Source organism: Pseudomonas sp. PVC-5-1 (genome assembly GCF_057444345.1).
The window spans coordinates 2,367,330-2,391,394 of the sequence record NZ_CM172024.1 but is presented as its reverse complement, the minus strand read 5'-3'; the positions used below and the strand labels follow the sequence as shown (position 1 = coordinate 2,391,394).

28 protein-coding genes and 1 pseudogene are annotated in these 24,065 nt (G+C 61.3%); 17 read left to right on the top strand and 12 right to left on the bottom strand.

Annotated features, from left to right (window positions below):
* Window positions 1-85: 85 nt before the first annotated feature.
* Window positions 86-1,006 carry a LysR family transcriptional regulator gene (locus AC2T3R_RS10855; RefSeq protein ID WP_013972228.1) on the bottom strand — a complete coding sequence of 307 codons (921 nt, stop codon included), beginning with the start codon at window positions 1,004-1,006 and terminating at the stop codon, window positions 86-88.
* 441 nt (window positions 1,007-1,447) lie between these two features.
* Between AC2T3R_RS10855 and AC2T3R_RS10850 the strand changes: the two genes are divergently transcribed.
* From AC2T3R_RS10850 to AC2T3R_RS10810, 9 genes and pseudogenes are all read left to right on the top strand, one after another.
* Entirely contained in the window at window positions 1,448-1,804 is a 357-nt protein-coding gene (locus AC2T3R_RS10850; RefSeq protein WP_013972227.1) for a metalloregulator ArsR/SmtB family transcription factor, read from the top strand.
* Window positions 1,805-1,813: 9 nt separating this feature from the next.
* Window positions 1,814-1,900 (top strand): annotated as a pseudogene (locus AC2T3R_RS10845) (arsenate reductase ArsC); the annotation flags it as partial.
* Window positions 1,901-1,918: 18 nt separating this feature from the next.
* Window positions 1,919-2,980, top strand: a complete 1,062-nt coding sequence (gene arsB / locus AC2T3R_RS10840) for an ACR3 family arsenite efflux transporter (protein WP_486745086.1) — start codon at window positions 1,919-1,921, stop codon at window positions 2,978-2,980.
* 3 nt (window positions 2,981-2,983) lie between these two features.
* Window positions 2,984-3,700, top strand: coding sequence for an arsenical resistance protein ArsH (arsH, locus tag AC2T3R_RS10835; protein WP_410953017.1), 717 nt, complete (start codon window positions 2,984-2,986; stop codon window positions 3,698-3,700).
* A gap of 23 nt (window positions 3,701-3,723) precedes the next feature.
* Window positions 3,724-4,728, top strand: a complete 1,005-nt coding sequence (locus tag AC2T3R_RS10830) for an ArsJ-associated glyceraldehyde-3-phosphate dehydrogenase (protein ID WP_486745085.1) — start codon at window positions 3,724-3,726, stop codon at window positions 4,726-4,728.
* Between the two features lie 9 nt (window positions 4,729-4,737).
* Entirely contained in the window at window positions 4,738-5,982 is a 1,245-nt protein-coding gene (arsJ, locus tag AC2T3R_RS10825) for an organoarsenical effux MFS transporter ArsJ (protein ID WP_486745084.1), read from the top strand.
* 617 nt (window positions 5,983-6,599) lie between these two features.
* Entirely contained in the window at window positions 6,600-7,193 is a 594-nt protein-coding gene (locus AC2T3R_RS10820) for a GNAT family N-acetyltransferase (protein ID WP_176240846.1), read from the top strand.
* Window positions 7,190-7,549, top strand: coding sequence for a cupin domain-containing protein (locus AC2T3R_RS10815; protein WP_025339506.1), 360 nt, complete (start codon window positions 7,190-7,192; stop codon window positions 7,547-7,549). The genes AC2T3R_RS10820 and AC2T3R_RS10815 overlap by 4 nt, the downstream gene beginning before the upstream one ends.
* Window positions 7,550-7,838: 289 nt before the next feature.
* The gene (locus AC2T3R_RS10810) at window positions 7,839-8,240 is read left to right on the top strand and encodes a GFA family protein (RefSeq protein ID WP_410953013.1); all 402 of its coding nucleotides are present in this window, start codon (window positions 7,839-7,841) and stop codon (window positions 8,238-8,240) included.
* A gap of 151 nt (window positions 8,241-8,391) precedes the next feature.
* On the opposite strand, the gene AC2T3R_RS10805 is transcribed toward AC2T3R_RS10810, so the two are convergent.
* From AC2T3R_RS10805 to AC2T3R_RS10795, 3 genes are all read right to left on the bottom strand, one after another.
* Window positions 8,392-8,877 carry a glycine zipper domain-containing protein gene (locus AC2T3R_RS10805; RefSeq protein ID WP_025339507.1) on the bottom strand — a complete coding sequence of 162 codons (486 nt, stop codon included), beginning with the start codon at window positions 8,875-8,877 and terminating at the stop codon, window positions 8,392-8,394.
* A gap of 362 nt (window positions 8,878-9,239) precedes the next feature.
* Entirely contained in the window at window positions 9,240-9,935 is a 696-nt protein-coding gene (locus AC2T3R_RS10800) for a DUF2238 domain-containing protein (protein WP_410953012.1), read from the bottom strand.
* Window positions 9,936-10,248: 313 nt separating this feature from the next.
* Window positions 10,249-10,482 carry a PLDc N-terminal domain-containing protein gene (locus AC2T3R_RS10795; RefSeq protein WP_004376302.1) on the bottom strand — a complete coding sequence of 78 codons (234 nt, stop codon included), beginning with the start codon at window positions 10,480-10,482 and terminating at the stop codon, window positions 10,249-10,251.
* A gap of 186 nt (window positions 10,483-10,668) precedes the next feature.
* On the opposite strand from AC2T3R_RS10795, the gene AC2T3R_RS10790 reads away from it, so the two are divergent.
* The 7 genes from AC2T3R_RS10790 (at window position 10,669) to AC2T3R_RS10760 (ending at window position 14,420) form a co-directional block, all read left to right on the top strand.
* A complete protein-coding gene (locus AC2T3R_RS10790; RefSeq protein ID WP_013972207.1) occupies window positions 10,669-11,172 on the top strand; it encodes a CinA family protein in 504 nt (167 codons plus the stop codon).
* A 36-nt stretch (window positions 11,173-11,208) separates the two neighbouring features.
* Entirely contained in the window at window positions 11,209-11,748 is a 540-nt protein-coding gene (locus tag AC2T3R_RS10785; protein ID WP_486745083.1) for a hypothetical protein, read from the top strand.
* A gap of 110 nt (window positions 11,749-11,858) precedes the next feature.
* Complete coding sequence (locus AC2T3R_RS10780; protein ID WP_004376291.1) at window positions 11,859-12,323, top strand: PA2171 family ribosome-binding persister protein; 465 nt, start codon at window positions 11,859-11,861, stop codon at window positions 12,321-12,323.
* Window positions 12,323-12,568 (top strand): hypothetical protein, encoded by a 246-nt coding sequence (locus AC2T3R_RS10775; RefSeq protein WP_015270062.1) that lies wholly within the window; start codon window positions 12,323-12,325, stop codon window positions 12,566-12,568. Before AC2T3R_RS10780 ends, AC2T3R_RS10775 begins: the two co-directional genes overlap by 1 nt.
* 45 nt (window positions 12,569-12,613) lie before the next feature.
* Window positions 12,614-12,769, top strand: coding sequence for a hypothetical protein (locus tag AC2T3R_RS10770; RefSeq protein ID WP_217190497.1), 156 nt, complete (start codon window positions 12,614-12,616; stop codon window positions 12,767-12,769).
* A gap of 86 nt (window positions 12,770-12,855) precedes the next feature.
* Entirely contained in the window at window positions 12,856-13,965 is a 1,110-nt protein-coding gene (locus AC2T3R_RS10765) for a mechanosensitive ion channel family protein (protein ID WP_023661904.1), read from the top strand.
* A gap of 26 nt (window positions 13,966-13,991) precedes the next feature.
* Window positions 13,992-14,420: a hypothetical protein gene (locus AC2T3R_RS10760; RefSeq protein ID WP_486745082.1), complete on the top strand. Its 429-nt coding sequence runs from the start codon at window positions 13,992-13,994 to the stop codon at window positions 14,418-14,420.
* Window positions 14,421-14,438: 18 nt separating this feature from the next.
* Here AC2T3R_RS10760 and xth read toward each other — a convergent pair whose 3' ends face one another.
* From xth to AC2T3R_RS10745, 3 genes are all read right to left on the bottom strand, one after another.
* Window positions 14,439-15,233, bottom strand: coding sequence for an exodeoxyribonuclease III (xth, locus tag AC2T3R_RS10755; RefSeq protein WP_486745081.1), 795 nt, complete (start codon window positions 15,231-15,233; stop codon window positions 14,439-14,441).
* Window positions 15,230-15,472, bottom strand: coding sequence for a hypothetical protein (locus tag AC2T3R_RS10750; RefSeq protein ID WP_003257678.1), 243 nt, complete (start codon window positions 15,470-15,472; stop codon window positions 15,230-15,232). Before AC2T3R_RS10750 ends, xth begins: the two co-directional genes overlap by 4 nt.
* A 160-nt stretch (window positions 15,473-15,632) precedes the next feature.
* Window positions 15,633-16,247: a hypothetical protein gene (locus AC2T3R_RS10745; RefSeq protein ID WP_015270058.1), complete on the bottom strand. Its 615-nt coding sequence runs from the start codon at window positions 16,245-16,247 to the stop codon at window positions 15,633-15,635.
* Between the two features lie 766 nt (window positions 16,248-17,013).
* Here AC2T3R_RS10745 and AC2T3R_RS10740 point away from each other — a divergent pair.
* The gene (locus AC2T3R_RS10740) at window positions 17,014-18,666 is read left to right on the top strand and encodes a SulP family inorganic anion transporter (protein WP_410953006.1); all 1,653 of its coding nucleotides are present in this window, start codon (window positions 17,014-17,016) and stop codon (window positions 18,664-18,666) included.
* A 212-nt stretch (window positions 18,667-18,878) separates the two neighbouring features.
* Here the strand turns inward: AC2T3R_RS10740 and AC2T3R_RS10735 are convergent, their stop codons facing one another.
* The 5 genes from AC2T3R_RS10735 to exaC form a co-directional block, all read right to left on the bottom strand.
* Window positions 18,879-20,606, bottom strand: a complete 1,728-nt coding sequence (locus AC2T3R_RS10735; protein WP_015270056.1) for a PAS domain-containing hybrid sensor histidine kinase/response regulator — start codon at window positions 20,604-20,606, stop codon at window positions 18,879-18,881.
* A complete protein-coding gene (ercA, locus tag AC2T3R_RS10730) occupies window positions 20,590-21,753 on the bottom strand; it encodes an alcohol dehydrogenase-like regulatory protein ErcA (RefSeq protein ID WP_013972181.1) in 1,164 nt (387 codons plus the stop codon). The genes AC2T3R_RS10735 and ercA overlap by 17 nt, the downstream gene beginning before the upstream one ends.
* A gap of 89 nt (window positions 21,754-21,842) precedes the next feature.
* Window positions 21,843-22,115 carry a pyrroloquinoline quinone biosynthesis peptide chaperone PqqD gene (gene pqqD / locus AC2T3R_RS10725; protein ID WP_061302426.1) on the bottom strand — a complete coding sequence of 91 codons (273 nt, stop codon included), beginning with the start codon at window positions 22,113-22,115 and terminating at the stop codon, window positions 21,843-21,845.
* A 52-nt stretch (window positions 22,116-22,167) separates the two neighbouring features.
* Window positions 22,168-22,239 (bottom strand): pyrroloquinoline quinone precursor peptide PqqA, encoded by a 72-nt coding sequence (gene pqqA / locus AC2T3R_RS10720; RefSeq protein WP_003253598.1) that lies wholly within the window; start codon window positions 22,237-22,239, stop codon window positions 22,168-22,170.
* A 251-nt stretch (window positions 22,240-22,490) separates the two neighbouring features.
* On the bottom strand, window positions 22,491-24,011 hold the full coding sequence (gene exaC / locus AC2T3R_RS10715; RefSeq protein ID WP_024086835.1) for an acetaldehyde dehydrogenase ExaC: 1,521 nt from the start codon (window positions 24,009-24,011) through the stop codon (window positions 22,491-22,493).
* Window positions 24,012-24,065: the final 54 nt, after the last annotated feature.

Below are 24,065 nucleotides of genomic sequence, written 5' to 3'. Positions count from 1 at the left end.
GCGCCCGCAGACCGCGAAACGCGATGGTCGGGGGGAGGCATTCAGTTTTTCTAAAGGGTCGGAACAAGCGCCCCCGGCGCCTGGGTCAAAGCAGCCGTGCGCCTGGCCATCGGCCCTGCTCCACCAGCTCCCGGGCAACGTCCTGCAGTACGATCCGCGTAGCCAGCGCCGCCGGTGAGAGCTCGTCATCAGTCAGGCTGACAATCACATTGCGACGCTGCGCCAGGGCTTCGTCGACAGCAAACACGCGCAGGCCCGCCTGATGCGCCCGGGCCACTGTCGCGCCAGGTTGGATGGTGGCGGCATGGCCCGCACACACGCAATCCATCAACAGCGACAGGCCATCGACTTCCATGACGATGCTGGCCTCCAGCCCTGCCCGCTCGAAAATCGAGCGCAACGTCGTGCGCAATCCATGCTGGTTGCTGGGCATCACCAACGGCAACGTCGCGATCTGTTGCAACGTGAGCGACTCGCCCCAGCCGTCCTTGACCAGCGGTGCGGGAACCAGCACGAACAGCCGTTCCGTCAGCAGCCCCCGCACCTCCAGGCGCGGCCCCGTCTCTGCCTGGAACAGCACCGCCAGGTCAAGGTGCCTGGCATTGAGTTGGTTCATCAGATAACCAGACAGCATCTCCACCAGGTGCAGACGGATATCGGGATAGCGCTCTCGCATCCTGTCGATCAAGGCAAGGCCAAGAATCGAAGCCGTGGTCGGAGCCAGCCCCACGCTGGCATAGCCGCTCATGCGGCCACTTTGAGCTGCCAGCACAGCATGTTCCGCCTGACGAAGCGCAAGACGCGCATGGTATTCGAAGGCCAGTCCGGCCGCGGTCGGCGCTACGCCGGTGCTCGAACGCGTCAAAAGCCGGGTACTCACCTCGCTCTCCAGCTTCGACAACTGCTGGCTCAAAGCCGAGGCGCCAACCCCTAGCTCGACCGCAGCCCTGCCAAGGCTGCCGTACTCCAGAACACTCAGGAAATAGCGAAGCTGACGTAACTCCATACAGATCTCTTCAACGATGGGGGCAGGCCTGGAGCATGTTAAACGTATTTGCACAGCGTGGGCGGTCAAGCCTTGATCGACAGGACGCTACGGTGGAACGGACTGGCCCGCCCTCATGGAACTGCATATAGCTGGATGATTGAGCAGGGCCTCTGTGGGAGCGGGCGTGTCGAGGCGTCGAACCGCCGCGAACACCGGCGCAGCCGGTGCCAACCACCGCGTTGAATTTTTCGCGGGCACGCCCGCTCCCACAGAGGCCGCGTCGCGCTTGCGAATTGAGTTCTCTGCGCGACAGCGCAGCCCAAAGGGCTGGGCGATCTCCTGCAAGGCCTTCTTTTCGTCTGCAGGAATCAATCTGGCAGGCCTTGCAATACATGCGAAAAATCGTATATTTGAAAAACCATATATATCAAGCATGAAAAGCAAACACCGAGAACTGCCATGACTGACTCGCTGACCCCGACCCAGGTCTTCAAATGCCTCGCCGACGAGAACCGCATTCGGATGATGCTGCTGATCGCTCGCGAGGAAGAGCTGTGCGTCTGTGAACTGATCTGCGCCCTGGAAGAAAGCCAACCCAAGGTTTCTCGCCACCTCGCACAACTGCGCACCTGCGGCCTGCTTGAAGACCGCAGGCAGGGCCAATGGGTTTACTACCGCCTGCATCCAGAACTGCCCGCCTGGGTACGCGATGTGCTGGTAACCACGCTGGAAGCCAATCGCGAATGGTTGAGCACCAGCGCCAAACGACTGGACACCATGGGTGACCGCCCTCAGCGCGTCGCTGCCTGCTGCTGACCACTGCCGAGAAAAAAGGCATTTCTCGCATTGCCTTTCGAACAACTGGATGCAGCCCGGCTCAAGGCCGAGCTGGCGATCATCGGAACGCTCTGACGTTCAGGGAGATACACCATGAGCAAAAGCCGGCTTTCCTTCCTCGACCGCTACCTGACGGTCTGGATCTTCCTGGCCATGGGCCTGGGGATCACTCTCGGCAGCCTGTTCCAGGGGTTGCCAGCGTGGCTGAACAGGCTGTCGGTGGGCTCGACGAACATCCCCATCGCAATCGGCCTGATCGTCATGATGTACCCGCCATTGGCGAAGGTGAAATACGAGGAGTTGCCACAGGTCTTCAAGAACAAGCGCATCCTTGCCCTGTCGCTGATCCAGAACTGGGTGATCGGCCCGGTGCTGATGTTCGGGCTGGCAGTAGTGTTCCTTTCCGACAAGCCCGAGTACATGACCGGCCTGATACTCATCGGCCTGGCGCGTTGCATCGCCATGGTGCTGGTATGGAACCAGATCGCCGGCGGCAATAACCAGTACGTGGCCGGCCTGGTCGCCTTCAACAGCATTTTCCAGATTCTGTTCTTCAGCGTGTACGCCTGGATCTTCCTGGGCCTGCTGCCGCCACTGTTCGGCCTGGAAGGTAGCGTCATCGAGACCAGCTTCCTCGATATAGCCCAATCGGTGTTGATCTACCTGGGTATCCCGTTCCTGGCCGGTTTCCTGACCCGCAAGACCCTGATCAGCCGTAAAGGCGTCACCTGGTACCAGGAGCACTTCATTCCGAAAATCAGCCCGCTGACCCTCGTGGCGTTGCTGCTGACCATCGTTGCCATGTTCAGCCTGAAAGGCGACATGGTGCTGCAACTGCCGCTGGACGTGCTGCGCATCGCCATCCCGCTGACCATCTATTTCGCGGTGATGTTCCTCTTCAGCTTCTGGATGGGCAAGCTGCTGGAGGCCGACTACCCCCGCACCACTGCGCTGGCCTTCACTGCGGCAAGCAACAATTTCGAACTGGCCATTGCGGTGGCCATCGCCACCTTCGGCCTCGCCTCGCCGGTCGCGTTTGCCACCGTCATCGGGCCCTTGGTGGAAGTGCCGGTACTGATCTCGCTGGTTGGCGTGGCCTGGTGGCTCAAGCGTCGCTGGTTCGATCAGCCATCTGGCGCCTTGTCCCAGGAGTGAAACATGACCGAACACCACATTCCCAACATCGACAACGACCTGGTCGATCTGCCGACAGCCGAGAAACTGGCGATCGCGCAGCGGTCCACCCACAAGCCTCGCATCCTGCTGCTGTACGGATCGACCCGCGAACGTTCGTTCAGCCGTCTGCTGACGGAAGAAGCGGCGCGCCTGCTGGAGCACTTCGGTGCCGAGACGCGCATCTTCAACCCGTCCGGGCTGCCACTGGCGGATGACGTGCCCGATGACCACCCCATGGTCAAGGAACTGCGCGATCTGGTGTTGTGGTCCGAAGGCATGGTCTGGTGCTCGCCGGAACGCCACGGTGCAATGACCGGCGTGTTCAAGTCGCAGATCGACTGGATCCCCCTGAGCATGGGCGCCGTACGGCCGACCCAGGGCAAGACCCTTGCGGTCATGCAGGTATGCGGTGGTTCGCAGTCGTTCAACGTGGTCAACCAGTTGCGCGTGCTTGGCCGCTGGATGCGCATGTTCACCATCCCTAACCAGTCGTCCGTGCCCAAGGCCTACCTGGAGTTCGACGAAACGGGCCGCATGAAACCGTCCCCGTACTACGACCGTGTCGTCGACGTCATGGAAGAACTGGTGAAGTTCACCCTGCTGTTGCGCGACCGCGCCGACTACCTCGTCGACCGCTACTCCGAGCGCAAGGAGTCGGCCGAGGAATTGTCCAGGCGTGTCAATCAACGATCCATCTGAAGTCACAACTCGAGAACAAGACCATGGCAATCAAAGTAGGCATCAATGGGTTTGGCCGTATCGGTCGCCTGGCGCTGCGCGCGTCCTGGGGCTGGCCGGAATTCGAATTCGTCCAGATCAATGACCCGGCCGGCGACGCCGAGACCCACGCCCACCTGATCAATTTCGATTCGGTCCACGGGCGCTGGGATCGTGAAGCCGGGGCAGATGGCGACTCGGTGGTGATCGAGGGCAAGCGCATCAAGGTCACCGCGAACAAGAACATTGCGGACACCGACTGGTCGGGCTGCGAGCTGGTCATCGAAGCCAGCGGCAAGATGAAGTCGGTAGCCGTGCTCCAGGCCTACCTGGACCAGGGCGTCAAACGCGTGGTGGTCTGCGCGCCAGTGAAGGAGAAAGGCGCGCTGAACGTGGTGATGGGCGTCAACCAGCACCTGTTCGACCCGGCGCAGCACCGTATCGTCACCGCCGCTTCCTGCACCACCAACTGCCTGGCCCCAGTGGTCAAGGTGATTCACGAGAACCTGGGCATCCGCCACGGCTCGATCACCACCATCCACGACCTGACCAATACCCAGAGCATCCTCGATACACCGCACAAGGACCTGCGTCGCGCCCGCGCCTCGGGCATGAGCCTGATCCCGACCACCACGGGCTCGGCTACCGCAATCGCCGAGATCTTTCCTGAACTGCGCGGCAAGCTGAATGGGCACGCCGTACGTGTACCGCTGGCCAACGCCTCGCTGACCGACTGCGTGTTCGAAGTGGCACGCGAGACCACTGCCGAAGAGGTCAATGCGTTGTTGAAGGCGGCTGCCGAAGGCCCGTTGAAGGGTATCCTGGGCTACGAACAGCGACCGCTGGTGTCCATCGACTACCGCACCGACCCGCGGTCCTCCATCATCGATGCGCTATCGACCCTGGTGGTCAATGGTACCCAGGTGAAGATCTACGCCTGGTACGACAACGAGTGGGGCTACGCCAACCGTGCAGCGGAACTGGCCCGAATGGTCGGCATGGCGGAGTAGACGGCAATCATGAAGGCGTTGTCAGCCCTGTCCATGGAAGTGCGTCAGTACCTGCTGGTTACCGGCAACTACTGGGCCTTCACCCTCACCGATGGCGCATTGCGCATGTTGGTGGTACTGCACTTCCATTCACTGGGCTACACGCCGTTGCAAATCGCGGCGCTGTTCCTGTTCTACGAAGTGTTCGGCGTGATCACCAACCTGGTGGGCGGCTACCTCGGCGCCCGCCTGGGGCTGAATCGCACCATGAACATAGGCTTGGGCCTGCAGGTTCTGGCCCTGCTGATGCTCACGGTGCCGGCAGCCTGGCTGACAGTGCCCTGGGTGATGGCGGCACAGGCGCTGTCCGGCATCGCCAAGGACCTGAACAAGATGAGCGCCAAGAGCTCCATCAAGCTTCTGGTGCCGGACAGCCAGCAAGGCACCCTGTACAAGTGGGTAGCCATTCTCACCGGTTCGAAAAACGCGCTAAAGGGCGTGGGCTTCTTCCTTGGTGGTGCCCTGCTCGCCCTGCTCGGCTTCACCCTGGCGGTGCTGGCCATGGCGGCGGTACTGGCATTGATCTGGATCGGCAGCCTGATCCTGCTGAAGAAGGACCTGGGCAAGGCCAAGGCCAAACCGAAGTTCCGCGACATGCTGTCCAAGAGCCGGGCCATCAACATTCTCTCGGCCGCACGGCTGTTTCTCTTTGCCGCCCGTGACGTCTGGTTCGTCGTCGCTTTGCCGGTGTACCTGAGCACGGCTTTTGGCTGGGACTTCTGGCTGGTCGGCGGTTTCCTGGCTGCATGGATAATCGGCTACGGCATCGTCCAGTCGCTTGCCCCCCACATTACTGGCAAGAAACGCGGCCATGTGCCCGACGGTCGCGCGGCTTTCATCTGGGCGATCGCCCTTGCCGGGCTGCCGGCGCTTATCGCCCTGGGCCTGTCGGCAGGCTGGTCGGCGCAGGTGGTGCTTCTGGGCGGGCTGATGCTGTTCGGCGTGCTGTTCGCCGTGAATTCGTCGCTGCACAGCTACCTGATCGTCAGCTATGCCCAGGAAGACGGGGTATCGCTGGATGTGGGCTTCTATTACATGTCCAACGCGCTAGGGCGGCTGGTCGGTACGCTGCTTTCCGGTTGGGTATTCCAGGCTTACGGGCTGGGAGCCTGCCTGTGGATCTCCACAGCGTTTGTTCTGCTGGCTGCCCTGATTTCTATCGCATTGCCAAGGCATGCTGCCGGGGTGCTCCAGGCTAGCGAAGAAAAAAGGTAAAGGGGTGATCCATAGCTGCCCACAATCGATCCTTGGCTGTCGTTCTGCCCAACAGAAATCATTGTGGGAGCGGGTTCACCCGCGAACACCGGCACAGCCGGTGCCATCCACCGCGGCGCCTGCTTCGCGGGTAAACCCGCTCCCACAGAGTACGCGTCGCGCTTACAAAATCAGTTATCTTTTAGCGTCCGCTTTGGGTCCATAGCGGTTGGTCTCGGATGGCTGCTAACGACCCGGCGCTTACACTGATCCACGCTCTGTTGCTTGTACCGGCCTCTTCGCAGCACAAGGATGCTCCTACAAAGGACGCGTCAGACGAGCGATATTTGTTCTCTGCGCGACAGCGCAGCCCAAAGGGGCTGGGCAATCTTCCTCGGGAATATCACCAGCCTTCATGCATGCGCTGTACCTGTGGGAGCCGCGCTTGCCGGCGATGGGCCGCGAAGCGGCCCCGGTTACAGATGCCGCCATGCCTTTGCGCATGGGACAGCGTCGCACACCGTGCTGACGGTGTTCGCCCACAGCATGATGGGCACCGTTCAACCCGCCTACCCTGCCTCCCTGCCAAAGGCGTAATCCTTGAAAACTGACCACCCGGTCCCATGGGAGCACTGTACATGCCTATCGACTTCAGGCCCGCTCAAGCCTCGGACGCGCACGATATTGCGCGCTTCTTTCAACTGACATCGGAGGGCATGGCCGATTACATATGGAGCAAGCTTGCCGCTCCTGGAGAAGCATTGCTGAGCGTCGGTGCGTCTCGCTATGCCAGGGAACAAGGCGACTTTTCCTACAAGAACTGCCTGATGGCCACTTTCGAAGGGCGTGTCATCGGCATGATGCATAGCTATGCCTTGCGCGAGACCCCTGACAGGTCTGTCGAGGCAGACCCGGTCCTCGCGCCTTATTCCGACATGGAAATACCCGACACCTTGTACATATCCAGCCTGGCCCTGGATGAAGCCTGGCGCAGCCAGGGGCTGGGCGTCCAGTTTCTTCGCCACGCCCAGCAGCGCGCCGAGGAGTCTGGCCTGAATGGGCTATGCCTGATCGATTACGCAGAAAACCACGGTGCACGCCGCTTCTACGAACGTCACGGTTTTCAAATTGTTAAAACCTGCCAGATAGTTCCGCACCCGATGCTGGGCGTAACCGGTGAAGCCTATTTGATGTATCGCCCTAACCAAAACGTGCTCGAGAAAAAGCCATGAACAAGAAACTGACCGTGTTCCGCGAACTGGATATCCAACCGATACGCGACCTTCCCTTTTTTGAAGAGGTCGTGGAAGGCACCCCTCATACGCTGACGTCCAAGTACTATCACGATGAACAGCAAGGTCGCATTTCCGGAGAATGGGAAGCCAGCACCGGAGCGTGGCGCATCGACTACAAGGTTTGGGAGTTCTGCCATGTACTGAGTGGATGCTGCGTCATCGAGCTTGAGGGTTGCGCCCCCATCAAACTGGCCGCTGGCGACACGTTCATCATCGAACCGGGCGCCAAGGGTAAATGGACCGTGCTGGAAGACATGAAAAAGAACTTCGTGATCCTCTTGCCCGCGAACTAGGCGCGGCAAGCCACAACAGCCCTCTACTTCATGGCTGCGCTCTCGCGCATGGAACAAAGCCTTTGTGGGAGCGGCCTTGTGTCGCGAAAGGGCCGCAAAGCGGCCCCAATTTGCTTAACTGACCGGCATTAGGGTAACCCCTGTTGCTGAAGCCAAGCCCGCCACTTCATGGCAAGCCCTCCCCCACGAGATCACTACTGATCCTGAGGTCGAGAATGGCCACGAACGGCCAGTCGACTGATCCAGCCGAGGCGGTTACGCTGTTTTCCTTACCTGCACGGAAGCGCCTATGACAGAGACATTCCAGGGAAGCTGCTTGTGCGCAGCGGTCACTTACCAATTACTCGCCCCGCCAAAGGCAGTGAGCCATTGTCATTGCAGCCAGTGCCGCAAAGGTCACGGGGCTGCATTCGCTTCGTACGGCAGCGTTCCATGCAGCATGCTGCGAATACTTCGCGGCGCCAACAGCATCAAGGCTTTTGCTTCATCACCGACGGTAGTGCGCGAGTTCTGCGCCGAGTGCGGTTCGACCTTGTTCTGGTCACGCCTCGAGGGTGAGTTTGCTGACTGGGTTTCGATAGCGCTAGGTACGCTCGATACCCCGTTTCTACCCAGGAAGCAGAAGCATGTTCACGTGGACTGCGCAGTCCCCTGGTACAAACTACCCAATGCCCATCCTCAGGTTGACTGAAAACTCAAGATCGATAGCGTCCCCTCTTTCATGCAGTTCAAATCTGGGGGGACTTCATAGCAGGTGCCTGGAGCAAGGGGCGCTGGAGGTATTGGCCTGGCTGGCCGCAATTGCTGCGGCCAGCCCTTGCGATGGGCCTGTAACGCGGGGGTCAGTCGTCGTGGCGGTGTTTGTTGCGCCAGCCGTAGTGATTGCCACGGTCGTGGCGGTGACGGCGCCAGCCCCGATCATCGTCATCGTCGTCATAATCACGATAGCGATGCCCGCTCTCGTCATCGTATTCCCGGCCCATGTGGTTGCCCAAGGCACCACCCACACCGCCACCGGCTGCTGCGCCGATCATGCTGCCAGTGGTGCCGCCCATCTTGCGACCCACCACGTTACCGCCAGCTGCACCCAGTGCGCCGCCAATGGCCGCCTCGCCACGGCTGTGCTTGTCGGCACCCACCGCACCACCGGCCGCGCCACCCAGGCCGGCGCCGATTGCCGAGCCGGTGCTGCCGCCGATCGACTGGCCGACTACCGAGCCCAATACTCCACCCAATGCGCCACCTATACCTGCTTCGGTATTGCCGCCTGCCGACGCAACGCCGCTCAGCAGGCCAAGTGACAACAAGAGAATCGAGGAGTACTTCATATGTGAAAGCCTCAGAGGGATACGGAGGCGATCCTGAGGCTCTGGACAGGGCCTTACAATGGAAATCCGACGAGTGACACGACTTGGAGAAATTCTCCAAGTTACTGTTTTCCCGACGGAAACTTTAGGGATTTTCGATGGTCACAGGCTGATTGCGAAAGGCCTTTCCAGTGATGGAGAGGCCTTTTGAAGTTCTGATCGCGTTGGATGCTACCTGCTGGTCTTGCAGGAGCGGCCTTGTGTCGCGAAAGGGCTGCGGAAGCAGCCCCAGCAACTTATGCGTCTGCGCCGAAACCCTGGGGCTGCTTCGCAGCCCTTTCGCGACACAAGGCCGCTCCTACACAGCGATAAGTCCTGCCCCGTCAGCCGTGCCTGTCCCCCAGACACACTACCCTTCTGCCCCAAAGCTTGCGTGACCCAAACCACTGGATCAACAAGGTGAAAAGTGCGCCGAGCAAAGCCAAGGCCATGTCCTTTTGCGCATCCCAAGGGTCTTGCTGGGTCGCGAGAAAGGCTTGGGCCCGGTCATCGCCCAGGTATTGGCCGCCTATCCACTCCAGCAGTTCGTACAGCGCCGATGTCGCAAGCACGAAAGAAACAGTGCACAACGCCAACCAGGCGCCTCGCAACAGGGCCTGGCGCTGGAGCAGTTCCCTGATCGGCAAGACGAACAGAAGGCCGTAGCTCAGATGCACCAGACGATCGAACTGGTTGCGTTGCCAGCCCATCCAGGCATTCAGAGAGTGATCGGTAAGCGCACGCAGCCAAGCGTCATAGGGAACCTTGGCATAGGTGAAATGCGCGCCTAGCTCATGAATCGCCAGCATCACCATGATTGCCAGGTAGGCATGCCACGAAAAGCGCCAATAGCGGCTGGTTGCAGCCAAGGTGAGCAGGAGTGCCAGCGGCAAAACGTTTTCGAGCCACCAATCTGCACGGTCATGCGGCGCAACTCCCGAGGCAAGCACCATCAACGTGGCCGATGCCAGCACACCCGCAACCTGCCTTGGCGTGGCCGACGGGGCAAAGCTTGTTTGCGACGCTGGATTCTTGGTCATGGCTTCACGCTCGGCTTGACGTGGCTCATGGCACCGGCTTCGCCGGTGTTCGCGGGCTTGCCCGCTCCCACAGGGACCGCGCCGAATTCACGAAGGCACTTTGCCCGTGGGCGCGGGTGAAGCCCTGCTGCACCGCTCAACTGCTCACGGCCCGCTCAACGCTTGCGTTGCGCTTTATCACGAGCTGTTTTCTGCGCAGTGGAATCATGGGACGTGCCAGTTGACCCATCAGGACGCTGCGCATCATTGTCCCGTTCCTCTTCACCTTGGGTTCCGCTGCGAGGTGTCTCCGATCCTTTCTTCATCTCCCCTCCTACCCCTTGCTATGTTCAGGCGACGACGGCCCGGTACCGCGTTTGATTCCACGCGGCCCAAGCACGCCCCAGATGGCCAGGCCGACAATGGGCAGCGCCAACAGCAACAGTGCCCACATCGCCTTCGTCACGTCGCTCTTGTCACTGCGGAAAACACTGACGATGGCCCACAGATCGAGCAACACGATGATCGCTGCAACAGCGATCCAGAAATATGTCACAGGCTCGGTCATGATCGCTTCTCCTCTGTTAGTCCGGCCGCAGCGCGAGGTCCGCACCGCCGCCCTCCTACCTAGAGGAAGCCGGCAAACGGAACAAAGTTCAGGAAGCTTTCCCCACCATTGATGGGTGGCACACAAGCAATGAACCAATCCCGCAGGAAACACGTCCACCAAAAAACAACGCACGAGTGACCGGCCATGACGACCGACCCCGTACTCGAGGCCCTTGATTACCTCAAGGCCCACAAGCTGGTACTGACCACCGCAGAATCCTGCACGGCCGGTGCCATGGTTGCGCTGTTGGCAGCAGTGCCGGGGACCGGCGAGGTTCTGGAAAGCGGCTACGTGGTGTACTCGCCAAGCGCCAAGAAACGCCTGCTCGGCGTCAGCCCACAGACTATCGAACGCTACGGCCTGACCAGCGAGGCGGTAGCCTGGGAGATGGCCCTCGGCGCATTGAAAGACAGCGACGCCACCGTCGCCATCGCCAGCACGGGTGTCGCCGGGCCACAGCCGCAGGATGGCATCGCCCCGGGCACTGTGTGCTTTGCCTGGGCCTTTGCCGGCGAGCCTTTGGCGGTATTCACACGCAGCCAGCGCTTTTTTGGCGAGCGCGCGGATGTAATCCGCCAGGGCGCGCTGTACGGGTTGTCGCACCTGGCCCATTACCACCAACGCTGGCTGCGTGGTGAGCGCGCCTGAGGGGCTACGTGAGAGGCTACGTGAGAGGCTGCAAGCATGGACGAAGACGAGCTGGCTTCAAGGCATCACCCCGTCGAGGAAGACATGCGCATGCAGCAGCGGGTCTGGCGATTCGAACGGGTCGGATGGTACGCGCTGGTGGTGGTCGTGCTGCTGGGCCTGGCCGGGCTGTTCGGCAACGGTCCGCTCAGTGACGCCCAGGTCATGAGCGACGACGGCCGGGGGCATGTGGAGTATCAGCGCCTCAGCCGCAGCGGCACCACCGACAACCTGCGCATCACCGTTCGCGGCAATGCCGGGGAGCCTGTGATGTTGCTGCTCGGGGGGACCTTGCTACGCGAAGCCAGCATCGAAACGCTGCAGCCAGAGCCGCAAGTATCGCTTTCCCATGGCCGGTCGCTCCTGCTCCAGCTTGGCACCAGCAAAGAGGGTATCGCCACCCTCTACCTGACCCTGCGCAGCGAACATGTCGGCACTCTCGAAGGTGTTGTCAGCGCCGGCCCAGGCAGCGCAGTGCGTTTTCATTCCGCAGGAGTGACCCTGCCTGGCCGGCGCAACCTGCACGGATTCCGGTGAGAGCCGCCTTTCGCGACAGCAGTACGCTGATCATCCGCTTTGAACCTTGGCGCGCGGCCCCTACTCCATCGAAGGCAATCGTGATTTTTTCAGCCCCGAAGAGGTGTCGCATGAACGCTATCGATTTGCTGATCCAGGACCATGAGCTGGTGAAGAAGCTGCTGGAGGAACTCTCCTCCACCACTGAGCGCGCGGTGAAAAAGCGCGCCGAGTTGCTCGAACGCATCAAGCAGGAGGTAAGCATCCATACCGCCCTGGAAGAAGAAATCCTGTACCCGGCCATCAAGCAGGCCGGCGGCAAGGAAGAAGCGAAGATGTATTACGAAGCCAAGGAAGAGCACCGCACCGTCGACTCCCTGGTGCTGCCGGACCTGCTGCAAACCGAAACCGGCACCGTCGAGTTCGCCGGGCGGGTCAAAGTGATGAAGGAACTGCTGGAACACCATATCGAGGAAGAAGAAAGCGAGCTGTTTCCGACCGCCCGCAAGTTGCTGGGCAAGCAGCAACTGGATGAGCTCGGCCAGGCCATGGAAGCGCAGAAAAAACTGCTCAAGGGCGAACAGCGTGCTGCGTGATGGAAGCCTGGATCGACTTTCTTGAATGGCCTGCCATGGCCCTGACGGTACTTGCCGCCTGGTGCATCGGCTCACGGCGCCCAGGCCGGCGCAAGCTGGGTTTCTGCTGCTTCATTGCCAGCAACGTGCTGTGGGCCGCCTGGGGGTGGCAGGCGCAAGCCTGGGCGCTGATCATCCTGCAGGGTTGCCTGTGCGCCATGAACCTGCGGGGCTGGAAGAAAAACACTGCCGTGGAGTCGGGCTGAACGCCCGGACACATGCCTGAAAGCCCAACGGCGAGGAGCCAGACCATGATCGACCCCAACCAACCCGACCCGTACGTGGACGAAGTACCCCACAACCCGGGCGAACCTGTGCCTGAACAGGAACAGGAACAGGAACAGGAGAAGGAAGCACCCGACTGGCCCGAAGGCCAGGTGCCGCCAGAGGAGCAGTCCGACGGCTGAGGCTCACCTGGCGAGCGGCATTGCCTGCTTCGCCGGCAATGCCGCTCCACCAGTCACCCAATCCTATGGAAGGAGGCAAGTGTCTCATGAGTGATCGCATCATCGCCTTGTTCACCGATACCACACTGTTCGGAGTTTCCGTTCTCAATTTGTTGCTGGCACTGACGGTAGCGCTGCTGACATTCGTCGTGGCGCGGGCGGCCATCAGTTTCATGCTGCATCGGGTCAGGCGCTGGTCCGAGCATGACGGCGCGCTAAGCCAGGTGCTGGCCAAAGTGCTCGCCGGGACCAGCAATTTTCTGCTGTTCCTTGCCTCGCTGCTGGTGGGCCTGAGCATGCTCGACCTGCCCGAGCGCTGGCTGACCCGGGTCGGTAGCCTGTGGTTCGTGGTCGCGGCATTGCAGATCGGGCTGTGGGCCAACCGCGCCATCGGCCTGGGCCTGAGTCGCTACTTCGCCCGGCATCGCACCGACGGCTTGAACCAGGGCAGCGCGCTGGCCACGCTGTCGGCATGGGGTGCGCGGGTACTGTTGTGGTCAGTGGTGCTGCTGGCGATGCTGTCCAACCTGGGCGTGAACATCACCGCCTTCGTCGCCAGCCTTGGGGTAGGCGGTATCGCTGTTGCACTGGCCGTGCAGAACATCCTCGGCGACCTGTTCGCCTCGTTGTCCATCGCCGTCGACAAGCCGTTCGAGGTGGGCGACTTCATCGTCATCGGCCCGCTGGCCGGCACGGTGGAGCACGTGGGGCTGAAGACCACACGCATCCGCAGCCTGGGCGGCGAGCAGATCGTCATGGCCAATGCCAGCATGATCAGCAGCACCATCCAGAACTACAAGCGCCTGCAGGAACGACGGATCGTGTTCGAGTTCGGCCTGTCGTACGACACGCCAACCGAGGCCGTGAAAAAGGCACCCGCCATCGTCGAGGAAGCGATCAAGGCACAACAGCAGGTGCGCTTCGACCGTGCCCACCTGCGCGGCTTCGGCAAGGAGGCGCTGGAATTCGAGTGCGTGTATATCGTCAAGGACCCGGGCTACAACCTGTACATGGACATCCAGCAAGCGATCAATTTCCACCTGCTCGAGCGCTTCTCGAAGGTAGGTGCAAAATTCGCCGTACCGGTACGCGCGATCAAGGTCACGGCCTTGCCAGAGGAATCGAAGCGCGGGCCTCAAAGTATTCACGTGGGGTAACCCGCCCCCGTGCATGTCAGCGCTCCATGCATTCCGTCGATTTCACGGCACGCCCGTGGGTGATGCAGGCCGAACAGAAGGTGACCAACCCGCAACGGAGTATCGCCATGAAGATCATGAAGCCTCATTCGTTACTGCTCGTGCTGTGCCTGGGGCTCAGCGCACCTGTGGTGCTGGCAGCCACCGACCTGAACGATCAGCGTGCTCCTGGCACGCAGCCGCATGACAGCGGGCACATGAACAACCAAGGCGGAGCGACCGGCTCCGGCACGCCTGCGGATGCCATGGGGACAGGTTCCGGCGGAACCGATGGCAATGACACTGACAATACCGGTGGCGATGGCACCACCGACCGATCCGGTAGTGACCGCAGTGGATCGGAACGCGGCACCGGGACGGGTAGCGGGACCGGAGGCTCTGGTGGTTCGGGCTCCAGCGGTGGTTCCGGTAGTTGAAGGTTCGCTCGAACTGCCCTATGGCCGGCGACGCGTGCCCAGCTCGATCCAGACGGGCGCATGGTCGCTGGCCTTGGGTTCGTTACGCACCCAGGCATCGACACCAGCCCGCTTCAGGTAGGGCGCGAGCTCGGGGTTGAGCAGCAGGTGGTCGATACGTAAACCGGCGTTGCGTGCCCAGTGGTTGCGGAAATAATCCCAGAAGGTGTACATGCGCTCGTCCGGATACAGATGGCGAATGGCGTCGACCCAGCCTTGATTCAGCAGTTTCTGGTAGCACGCACGTGATTCGGGCTGCAGCAGCGCGTCCTTCATCCAGGAGCGCGTGTCGTAGATATCCATATCGGTTGGCACCACATTGAAATCGCCCGCCAGCACCGCGGGATGGCCACCGTCATGCAGCCCTTTGACATGCTCGATCAGGCTCTCGAACCAGCGGAGCTTGTAATCGAACTTCGGCCCCGGTTGCGGGTTGCCGTTCGGCAGGTACAGGCAAGCCACCAGCACCCCGTGCACCGCGGCTTCGAGGTAGCGGCTCTGGTTGTCGTCCTCCATGCCAGGCAGGCCACGCCGTACTTCCAGTGGTTCGCTTCCTCGCGACAGAATGGCCACACCGTTCCACGAAGGCTGCCCTTGATAGAGGCTGCCGTACCCCGCCGCTTCCAGCGCCTGGTGAGGAAACTGCTGATCCGCCGCCTTGAGCTCCTGCAGGCAGGCAATGTCAGGCCTTTCCCGCTCCAGCCAGGCCAGCAGTGCCGGCAGTCGGCTACGAATGCCGTTGATGTTGAACGTGGCAATCTTCAGCGCTTTCATGCGTCGGGATCGCTCACATGGGCCTGCACGGCATCTTCCAGGGCGCGCACATGGGCGTCATCGGCCAATGCCTTGAGTGCCAGCCAGTCGTCCCAGTCGATGGCACCATCGTCACGCAGCGCCTCGGCCGTGCGTAGCAGTTCATGGTGGTAGGCATCCGGCGACTCACGGCGGTAACTGATGTCGTCGTATTGGGCGTACCAGGCTTCGAGCTCGGGGATGCTGCGTTCAATGCTCATGATGGAGCCCTCACGGTGTCCTTTGCATTAAGAGCCCCACCATTGGGCGACGTTCAAATTCAATGCCGCCAGTCGAACCGCCCAGAGGCTGCGCATGAAACGAGCTCGCCGCGAACCAGGTTTCCCGGTTCGCGGCGCAACCGAAGCGTTACTCAGGCAATCAGGTAGGAATGCCTGCCAGTCGCCAGACAGGCGCTGGAGCCGGTTCGGCCTGGCTGCGTTTGCGTGCCCACTGGGTCAGGGCAGCCATCATGGCAAAGCCCAGCAGGATCAGTACCGGATAGGCCAGCAGCAACTCGGTCAGCGAGTATTTCCAGGCCAGTGGGCGGCCAACACCCAGCATCGCCGCATACAGCCAGGACACACCCGACAGTGCGCCGGAGAACAACGCAAACATTCGCACGCCAAAATTCAGGTCCAGCAAGTTGCCTGCTTTGAGCAAGGCAGGCAATACATAGCGATGCAACAACATGCCGTTAAAGGTCAGCAACATGACAATAATGACCTTCGCTTGAAGTTTCGGATTGGCAAAATAGTTCATACCTTTATCAAGGTAGTCAATTCCAATCACTGCGGCGCCCGTGAGCCACAAGAATATCAGGGCATTGGCCACGGACTTCTGCAAGCTGGTCATATGCTTACTGTCATGCCCGGTTTCTTTATGACCCTTCAACAAGTTCCTGACCATCTCGGCGTCACTGGCGAATACCATGCCGATGGCAATGCAACAGGCCAATAAATGAACGTAAATAACAGACAACCGCACCAGCTCCATGGATTCTTTCTGCCCGAACAGGCTAATAATTGTATTAATCTCCACGACATTTTCTCCACGCAATGCGTTAGCGCTAGATGGCTTTGAAATAGGTGTGCGAACGATTTAATCGCAACGTCAAAGCCAAATTCGAATCGTTAAATGAAAAAGTAGATTGTCACTCAATACACGCGGTGGCTCACCCGAAGAGCCTCGGTTGGGCATGGCAATACTCCATTATTCAGGAATAAAAAAGCCCCATGAGCATCCCTGCAATGCCGATGAGGTTGAACGTCCATAAGTTCTGGGGAAAGGCGCGAAGTGCAATCACATTGAAGGCACCTGCTGGCAAATAGGAGTCAGCGTCATCCAAATCGTTCATTTCTCGAGCAAAACGACCGACAGGCGGCACACTAAATCAAGTTAGTTAGTTTGCTAAGTTGTTGTAATTTGACCGAATGGAAAGTTTTACCAACAACTGGATCCAAACTTAGCAAGTGTCTTTGGACGCTCTATCCTGCTGTTTCGCAGTTATCGCTTTGCAGGTGACCGTGCCTGAAGTGCCATCAGTCAGGCCCGGCAAGCTACATTCCGATCATCACGGGCGGTCGGAAGGAAGCGTGCGAGACATCGTGAATCTGGACCCGCACAACGCCTTCACATTTGAGGGTGCAGATGCCGCGCCTGCCCTGCTCCGCCTCGTTCAGCTCGATCAGTTCGTTCAGAGGCACAACAGGCCCATGGCATGCTAAATACTATGTGCATGCACCTTATCAAGGAGCCTGCAATGATCGCGGTTCGCGAAGCCTGGAACGCCGGCCTGTTCAAGCGTGAACACTGGATGCGCAACCTTGTCTCCGGCCTCATCGTCGGGGTTGTTGCGCTGCCCCTCGCCATGGCCTTCGCCATCGCTTCCGGGGTCAAGCCGGAGCAAGGCATCTACACGGCGATCATAGGCGGGCTGCTGGTTTCCTTGCTGGGCGGCAGTCGATTGCAGATCGCCGGACCGACCGGGGCCTTCATCGTGATCCTCGCAGGGGTGACGGCGAAGTACGGAGTGGAAGGCCTTCAACTGGCCACGATGATGGCTGGCGCCATACTGCTGGTGCTTGGCATTACCCGCCTGGGTGCAGTCATCAAGTTCATTCCCGACCCGGTGATCGTAGGTTTCACCGCCGGCATCGGCATCATCATCTGGGTTGGGCAATGGCGTGACTTCTTCGGCCTGCCCGAAATCGAAGGTGGGCACTTCCACGAAAAACTGTGGCATCTGTTGCTAGCCCTGCCGGACCTCCACATTGCCACGACGCTGCTCGCGACATGCAGCCTTGCTTTGCTGATCCTGGCGCCAAGGCTGCCCGTGCTGAAACGCCTGCCCGGGCCACTGGTAGCCATGGTGTTCGCGACGCTCGTCCAATCCCTGTTCCATTTTGACGGTGTGGCTACCATCGGCACCGCCTTCGGGGCTATCCCACAAGGTTTGCCGTCACTGACCTGGCCCGAAGTCTCCCTGGCGCGGGTGATCGAACTGGTCGGGCCAGCCTTTGCGATCGCCATGCTGGGGGCCATCGAATCATTGCTCTCGGCTGTCGTCGCCGACGGCATGGCAGGGACCAGGCACGACTCGAACCAGGAATTGATCGGCCAAGGGGTCGCCAACCTGGTAGTGCCGCTGTTCGGGGGCTTTGCCGCCACAGGTGCCATTGCCCGGACAGCGACCAACATCCGCAATGGTGCTACCGGGCCGTTGGCCGGCATCATCCATGCGCTGACACTGGTACTGATCATTCTGTTCCTGGCGCCACTGGCGTCGAACATTCCACTCTGCGCACTGGCAGCGATCCTGTTCGTCGTCGCCTACAACATGAGCGAGCTGAAGCATTTCAAGCGCATGCTGCAGCGCGCACCGCGAGCCGACATCGCCATCCTGCTCGTCACCTTCACCTTGACGGTGTTCAGCGACCTGGTGATCGCCGTGAATATCGGCGTCATCCTCGCCATGCTTCAGTTCATGCGCCGCATGGCATCGTCCGTCGAAGTCCAGCAGGTGGTCGAAGAGGAACTGGCCAATGAACTGCACAGCAACGGCCAGAAATCGCTGCCCCCCGGCGTGCTGGTGTACACCATCGAAGGCCCGCTGTTCTTTGGCGCCGCTGAAACCTTCGAGCGCGCCCTGTCACAAACGCATACCGACCCTGAACTGCTGGTAATTTGCCTGAAGCGGGTGCCCTTCATGGATATCACCGGGCTGCAGACCCTGGAGGAAGTGATCCAGCAACTGCATGAACGCCAGATCGTGGTGAAACTGTGCGAAGCCAACGGCAAGGTGCTTGGCAAGCTCGAAAAGGCCGGAATCTTGCGTCTGCTTGGCCCCGGGCACTATCACCAAATGCTCGGTACCGCCCTGCTGGAGGCAAAGGCACCGGCGGCACACAACTGACTTGTGATCCACCAGGGCCATACAGAGTCCCATTTCAGGAACAGCCACCTGGCACTGCGCGCCCCCCTGTAGGAGCGGCTTTAGCCGCGAACACCGGCGCAGCCGGTGCCATGCACCGCGTTGGATTCTTCGCGGCTAAAGCCGCTCCCACAGGGTACGAGGATCGCTTGCGAATTCAGTTATCTGTTGCGCAAGGCCGTGGGGTTGAGGCTTCAGCCCAGCAACTGGCTCAACACCGCACGCAACTTCCCCGGTTTGACGGGCTTGTTCAGCAACGGCGCGCCGAGCTTGTTCAAGGAGCGTCGGCACTGATCGCTGCGGTCGGCAGTGATGATCACCGCAGGAATGGCGGCGCCGAAATGTTCACGCAAATGCCTGACCACTTCGCAGCCGACAACACCGTGGTCCAGGTGAAAGTCCGCCAGGATCAATTCCGGTGCCCGCCCCTGCAAGGCCAGCAAGGCCCCGGCCTGGTCGGTCGCGGTAACCACTTCGCAGCCCCACTGCCCGAGCAGCGCGCCCATGCTCTCGAGGATGCTCACTTCGTTGTCCAGTACCAGCAGGCGGCGGCCCGGCAACGGGTTGCCGGCGCCAGGCTGCGGCGCGGCCTGGTGGATAGGCAAGGGCATGGCTTCGCCGATCGGCACGTCGATACTGAACATCGAGCCACGCCCCGGCCATGAACGCACCTCGACGCGATAGCCGAGAATCTTGGCGATCCGCTCGACGATCGCCAGCCCCAGCCCCACACCCTTGCGATCGGCGGCACGGCCTACGTCAAGTTGGTTGAACTCGAGGAAAATGGCCTGCAGCCGATCGGCCGCGATGCCCCGACCGGTATCCCACACCTCCAGGCGCAAGTGATCGCCGCGGCGCCTGGCGCCCAGCAGAATCCTGCCCTCATCGGTATAACGACAGGCGTTGCTGAGAAAGTTGCGCAGGATACGCGTCATCAGCCGCAGGTCGGTGCTGATGGCGTAGTCGGCAATGCGCGCACGCAACTTCAGGCCTGCCGCATCGGCCACCGTGCGGAACTCCGAGACCAGTGGCCCGAACAGCTCGTCGAGGCGGTACAGCGCCACGTCCGGCTTGACCGCCGCCTGGTCGAGCCGGGAAATGTCCAGCAGGTCGGTCAGCAGGTCTTCAGCGCCCTCCAGCGCCTGATGGGTACGCTCCACCAGCACTTTTTCCGCTTCTGGCAGCGGTCTTTCGCGCAAGGTCGAGATCAGCAGCCGCGCGGCATTCAGCGGTTGCAGCAGGTCATGGCTGGCGGCAGCGAGGTACTTGTCCTTGCTGCGGTTGGCGGTTTCCGCGGCGTCGCGGGCATCGCGCAGGGCGCGGGCGATCTGTTTGCGCTCGGCGATCTGCTGTTGCAGGTTGCGGTTGGCCTCCAGCAGCTCATCGGTACGGGCAGCCACCCGTTGCTCAAGCTCGTCATTCAGTTGCTGCAGGCGCTGCTGGGCCAGCTTGCGTTCGGTGATGTCGGCGACAAACCCTTCCACCAGCCCTTCCTGACCTGGCTTGAGCAACAGGTTCATCAACACATCGAGGTGGCTGCCGTCCTTGCGCCGCAAGCGGGTTTCATAACCGTGCAGGCTGCGTTCACGAGCGAGGGTCGCGGTGATGGCGTGCAACTCTTCGGCCCCGCCGACAAACAGGTTGGCGGCAAGGTCCGTCAGCGGAAACAGCAACGCTTGCGGGTTGTCGTAACCCAGCATGCGTGCCAACGCCGGGTTGGCGGCACGCATGCCGTCTTGCAGGCTGGCCTGGAAAATCCCGTGCACGGCGTTTTCGAACAGCCACTTGTAGCGGTTGCGTTCGGCCTCCAGTTCGTCCAGGCGCGCAGCCAGCTCCGGGTAATGGCTCTTGCGCGCCGAGTGATCGCCCAGCCCCAGCAGCCCGGCCAGCGCCCGTTGCTGCTCGTCAGAGGGCCTCGCCATAGACCACCTCGACATCACGTTGGCTCGACGCACGCGGATTGGTGAGGATGCACGGGTCGTCCATCGCATGTTGCGACAGGAACGGGATATCGGCCGTGCGCACCCCATGCAGGCCCAGGGTTTCGTGGAAGCCGATGGCACGCTTGAGCGCGATCAGGTGCTCCACCAGGCGCGCGCAGATCTGCCGGTGGTTGAGGCCGCGGCAGTCGATACCCAGCACTTCGGCAATCACCTTGAAACGCTCCGGTGCCGAGCTGTAGTTGAACGCCACCACGTGCTCCACCAGCACCGCATTGCACAGGCCATGCGGCAGGTCGAGGAACCCGCCCAGGCTGTGCGACATGGCGTGGACCGCACCCAGGATCGCATTGGAAAACGCCAACCCCGCCTGCATGCTGCCCAGCATGATCTTCTCGCGCAGGGCGATATCGGTGGGGTTGGCAATCATTTCCACCAGGTTGCCATTGATCAGGCGCATGGCTTCCAGCGCATGGGGGTCGGTCAGCGGGCCGTGGCCGGTGGAAACGAAGGCTTCGATGGCATGCACCAGCGCATCGATACCGGTGCAGGCCGACAGGAACGGGTCCATGCTCAGGGTGGTTTGCGGGTCGATCAGCGACACGTCCGGCACCACCGCCTTGCTGACGATGGAGAACTTCATGCGCTCCTGCTGGTTGGAAATGATCACGAACTGCGACACGTCCGCCGAGGTGCCGGCCGTGGTCGGGATCAGGATCAGCGGCGGGCTGGGCACGCGGATCATGTCCACGCCTTCGAATTCGAGGATGCTGCGCCCGTGGGCGACCACGATGCCGATGGCCTTGCCGCAATCCATCGGGCTGCCGCCGCCGACCGCGACGATCACATCACAGTGGTTTTGCCGGTAGATCTCGGCGCCAAGCATCACCTCTTCCACACGCGGGTTGGGCGATACGGCGCTGTACAGGCAGTAGTCGATGCCCTGGGCCTGCAGGCTGGCCTCCACGTCCGCCACCCAACCGGCGGCAATCACACCGGGGTCGCTGACCACCAGCACCTTGCGCGCACCGAAGGTCTTGGCGTAATTGGCGACATTATGCCGGCAGCCGGCACCAAAGATGATCTCGGGCGAAACGAACTTGCGAAGCGGGCTGAAACTCTGGCTCATCGGGAAGCCTGTTCTTATTGTTCTGGAAGGTAACCGCCAGCGTAAAGCATCCCGCAGCGAAAGCAACCAGACCAAAGCCTGGCCACGGTTCATTCGATCCAGTACTTGGCACGGGCCACCTCCAGGAACGCCAGGATGTCCTCGTCCAGCCCCGGCACCCCGGGGAAGCGCTGTGCAAGGCGGTCGATGACCGCCGCCACGCTGCGCCGGCCGTCCAGCAACTCGAGCACCCAGCCGGCACTGGCATTGAGTTCGATGGTGCCCTCCGGGTACAGCAGCACATGGCAGGCCTGGCGCGGCTCCCAGCGCAGGCGGAAGCCCTTGCGCAAGGCCAGGGCTTGTTCGCGATCGATCAGGTTCACAACGGGCATGCTCAATGAAGAACCGGCCATCGCGCTGATGGCCGGACAGGCATCAACGATTGGCGAAGTACATCGTCACTTCGAAGCCGATGCGCAGGTCGGTAAAGGCGGGTTTAGTCCACATGGGGCATTCCTCTTCTTGGTGCCGGGCGATTCCGGTAGAGGCATTAATGCACGAGGGGCGACGGGTCCGAATGCTACTTTGGGACAGGTTTGCGGGGTGCGTTGGTAGGGGTAACACGGAGCAGCTGTGGATTTGTGCATGACAGTGCCGGCCTCTTCGCGGGCTCGCCCGCTCCCACAGGGACTGCACAAGTTTCAAGACCAGTGCAATACCTGTGGGAGCGGGCGAGCCCGCGAAGGCCGCGACGCGGTTTAGAAGAAGCCCAGCGGGTTGATGTCGTAGCTCACCAGCAGGTTCTTGGTCTGCTGGTAGTGATCAAGCATCATCTTGTGCGTCTCGCGGCCCACCCCGGACTTCTTGTAGCCACCGAACGCGGCATGCGCCGGGTACAGGTGGTAGCAGTTGGTCCACACGCGCCCGGCCTTGATCCCGCGGCCCATGCGGTAGGCACGGTTGATGTCACGGGTCCACAGCCCCGCGCCCAGGCCAAACTCGCTGTCGTTGGCGATCGCCAGCGCTTCGGCTTCGTCCTTGAAGGTGGTCACGCCCACCACCGGGCCGAAGATCTCCTCCTGGAACACGCGCATCTTGTTGTTGCCCTTGAGCAGGGTTGGCTGGATGTAGTAACCGCTGGCCAGGTCGCCGTCGAGCCGCTCGGCAGCGCCACCGGTGAGCAGCTGCGCGCCCTCCTCCCGGGCAATCTGCAGGTAGGAAAGAATCTTGTCGTATTGCTGCTCCGAGGCCTGGGCGCCGACCATGGTCGCGGTGTCCAGCGGGTTGCCACGGGTGATCTTGGCGATCTTCTTCATCACCTCGGCCATGAACGGCTCGTAGATCGATTCCTGGATCAGCGCCCGCGACGGGCAGGTGCACACTTCACCCTGGTTGAAGAACGCCAGCACCAGGCCTTCGGCTGCCTTTTCGATGAACGCGGGCTCGGCCTGCATGATGTCTTCGAAGAAGATGTTCGGCGACTTGCCGCCCAGTTCGACGGTGGACGGGATGATGTTCTCGGCCGCGCACTTCATGATGTGCGAGCCCACCGGGGTGGAACCGGTGAAGGCGATCTTGGCGATGCGCTTGCTGGTGGCCAGGGCCTCACCGGCTTCGCGGCCAAAGCCCTGGACGATGTTCAGCACGCCTGCCGGCAGCAGGTCGGCGATCAGCTCGGCGAAAATGGTGATCGACAACGGCGTCTGCTCCGCCGGTTTGAGCACCACGCAGTTGCCGGCTGCCAGCGCCGGGGCGAGTTTCCAGGCGGCCATCAGCAGCGGGAAGTTCCATGGAATGATCTGCCCGACCACGCCCAATGGCTCGTGGATGTGGTAGGCCACGGTGCCCTCGTTGATTTCGGCGGCGCCGCCTTCCTGGGCACGGATGCAGCCGGCGAAGTAGCGGAAGTGGTCCGCCGCCAGCGGCACGTCGGCGTTGAGGGTTTCGCGCACGGCCTTGCCGTTGTCCCAGCTCTCGGTAACGGCCAGTACTTCGAGATTCTGTTCGATGCGGTCGGCGATCTTCAGCAGTACCAGGGCGCGGTCCTGCACCGAGGTCTTGCCCCAGGCCTCGGCAGCGGCATGCGCGGCGTCCAGGGCCTGCTCGATGTCCTGGGCGCCGGAGCGCGGGAACTCGGCAATCGGCTGGCCATTGACCGGCGAGCTGTTGGTGAAGTACTGGCCGCCCAGCGGCGGCACGAATTCACCGTTGATGAAGTTGCCGTAGCGTGGTTTGAAGGACACGACGGCGCCTGGGGTTCCGGGTTGTGCGTAGATCATGCTGAGCCTCTGTGGGTCGATGCCTGTCCAGCGACAGGCGATGAGCCGATGGTA

Excerpts from the sequence above, each read along its gene's own strand:
- AC2T3R_RS10810 (WP_410953013.1), top strand. The coding sequence starts at position 7,839 with ATGACAGAGACATTCCAGGGAAGCTGCTTGTGCGCAGCGGTCACTTAC.
- xth (WP_486745081.1), bottom strand. The coding sequence starts at position 15,233 with ATGAAAGCGCTGAAGATTGCCACGTTCAACATCAACGGCATTCGTAGC.
- AC2T3R_RS10790 (WP_013972207.1), top strand. The coding sequence starts at position 10,669 with ATGACGACCGACCCCGTACTCGAGGCCCTTGATTACCTCAAGGCCCAC.
- AC2T3R_RS10745 (WP_015270058.1), bottom strand. The coding sequence starts at position 16,247 with ATGGAGCTGGTGCGGTTGTCTGTTATTTACGTTCATTTATTGGCCTGT.
- AC2T3R_RS10770 (WP_217190497.1), top strand. The coding sequence starts at position 12,614 with ATGATCGACCCCAACCAACCCGACCCGTACGTGGACGAAGTACCCCAC.
- AC2T3R_RS10765 (WP_023661904.1), top strand. The coding sequence starts at position 12,856 with ATGAGTGATCGCATCATCGCCTTGTTCACCGATACCACACTGTTCGGA.
- AC2T3R_RS10775 (WP_015270062.1), top strand. The coding sequence starts at position 12,323 with ATGGAAGCCTGGATCGACTTTCTTGAATGGCCTGCCATGGCCCTGACG.
- exaC (WP_024086835.1), bottom strand. The coding sequence starts at position 24,011 with ATGATCTACGCACAACCCGGAACCCCAGGCGCCGTCGTGTCCTTCAAA.
- AC2T3R_RS10815 (WP_025339506.1), top strand. The coding sequence starts at position 7,190 with ATGAACAAGAAACTGACCGTGTTCCGCGAACTGGATATCCAACCGATA.
- AC2T3R_RS10785 (WP_486745083.1), top strand. The coding sequence starts at position 11,209 with ATGGACGAAGACGAGCTGGCTTCAAGGCATCACCCCGTCGAGGAAGAC.
- AC2T3R_RS10795 (WP_004376302.1), bottom strand. The coding sequence starts at position 10,482 with ATGACCGAGCCTGTGACATATTTCTGGATCGCTGTTGCAGCGATCATC.
- AC2T3R_RS10750 (WP_003257678.1), bottom strand. The coding sequence starts at position 15,472 with ATGAGCATTGAACGCAGCATCCCCGAGCTCGAAGCCTGGTACGCCCAA.
- AC2T3R_RS10820 (WP_176240846.1), top strand. The coding sequence starts at position 6,600 with ATGCCTATCGACTTCAGGCCCGCTCAAGCCTCGGACGCGCACGATATT.
- ercA (WP_013972181.1), bottom strand. The coding sequence starts at position 21,753 with ATGAGCCAGAGTTTCAGCCCGCTTCGCAAGTTCGTTTCGCCCGAGATC.
- AC2T3R_RS10800 (WP_410953012.1), bottom strand. The coding sequence starts at position 9,935 with ATGACCAAGAATCCAGCGTCGCAAACAAGCTTTGCCCCGTCGGCCACG.
- AC2T3R_RS10855 (WP_013972228.1), bottom strand. The coding sequence starts at position 1,006 with ATGGAGTTACGTCAGCTTCGCTATTTCCTGAGTGTTCTGGAGTACGGC.
- AC2T3R_RS10735 (WP_015270056.1), bottom strand. The coding sequence starts at position 20,606 with ATGGCGAGGCCCTCTGACGAGCAGCAACGGGCGCTGGCCGGGCTGCTG.
- AC2T3R_RS10780 (WP_004376291.1), top strand. The coding sequence starts at position 11,859 with ATGAACGCTATCGATTTGCTGATCCAGGACCATGAGCTGGTGAAGAAG.
- AC2T3R_RS10830 (WP_486745085.1), top strand. The coding sequence starts at position 3,724 with ATGGCAATCAAAGTAGGCATCAATGGGTTTGGCCGTATCGGTCGCCTG.
- AC2T3R_RS10740 (WP_410953006.1), top strand. The coding sequence starts at position 17,014 with ATGATCGCGGTTCGCGAAGCCTGGAACGCCGGCCTGTTCAAGCGTGAA.
- AC2T3R_RS10850 (WP_013972227.1), top strand. The coding sequence starts at position 1,448 with ATGACTGACTCGCTGACCCCGACCCAGGTCTTCAAATGCCTCGCCGAC.
- arsH (WP_410953017.1), top strand. The coding sequence starts at position 2,984 with ATGACCGAACACCACATTCCCAACATCGACAACGACCTGGTCGATCTG.
- AC2T3R_RS10805 (WP_025339507.1), bottom strand. The coding sequence starts at position 8,877 with ATGAAGTACTCCTCGATTCTCTTGTTGTCACTTGGCCTGCTGAGCGGC.
- arsB (WP_486745086.1), top strand. The coding sequence starts at position 1,919 with ATGAGCAAAAGCCGGCTTTCCTTCCTCGACCGCTACCTGACGGTCTGG.
- arsJ (WP_486745084.1), top strand. The coding sequence starts at position 4,738 with ATGAAGGCGTTGTCAGCCCTGTCCATGGAAGTGCGTCAGTACCTGCTG.
- AC2T3R_RS10760 (WP_486745082.1), top strand. The coding sequence starts at position 13,992 with ATGCATTCCGTCGATTTCACGGCACGCCCGTGGGTGATGCAGGCCGAA.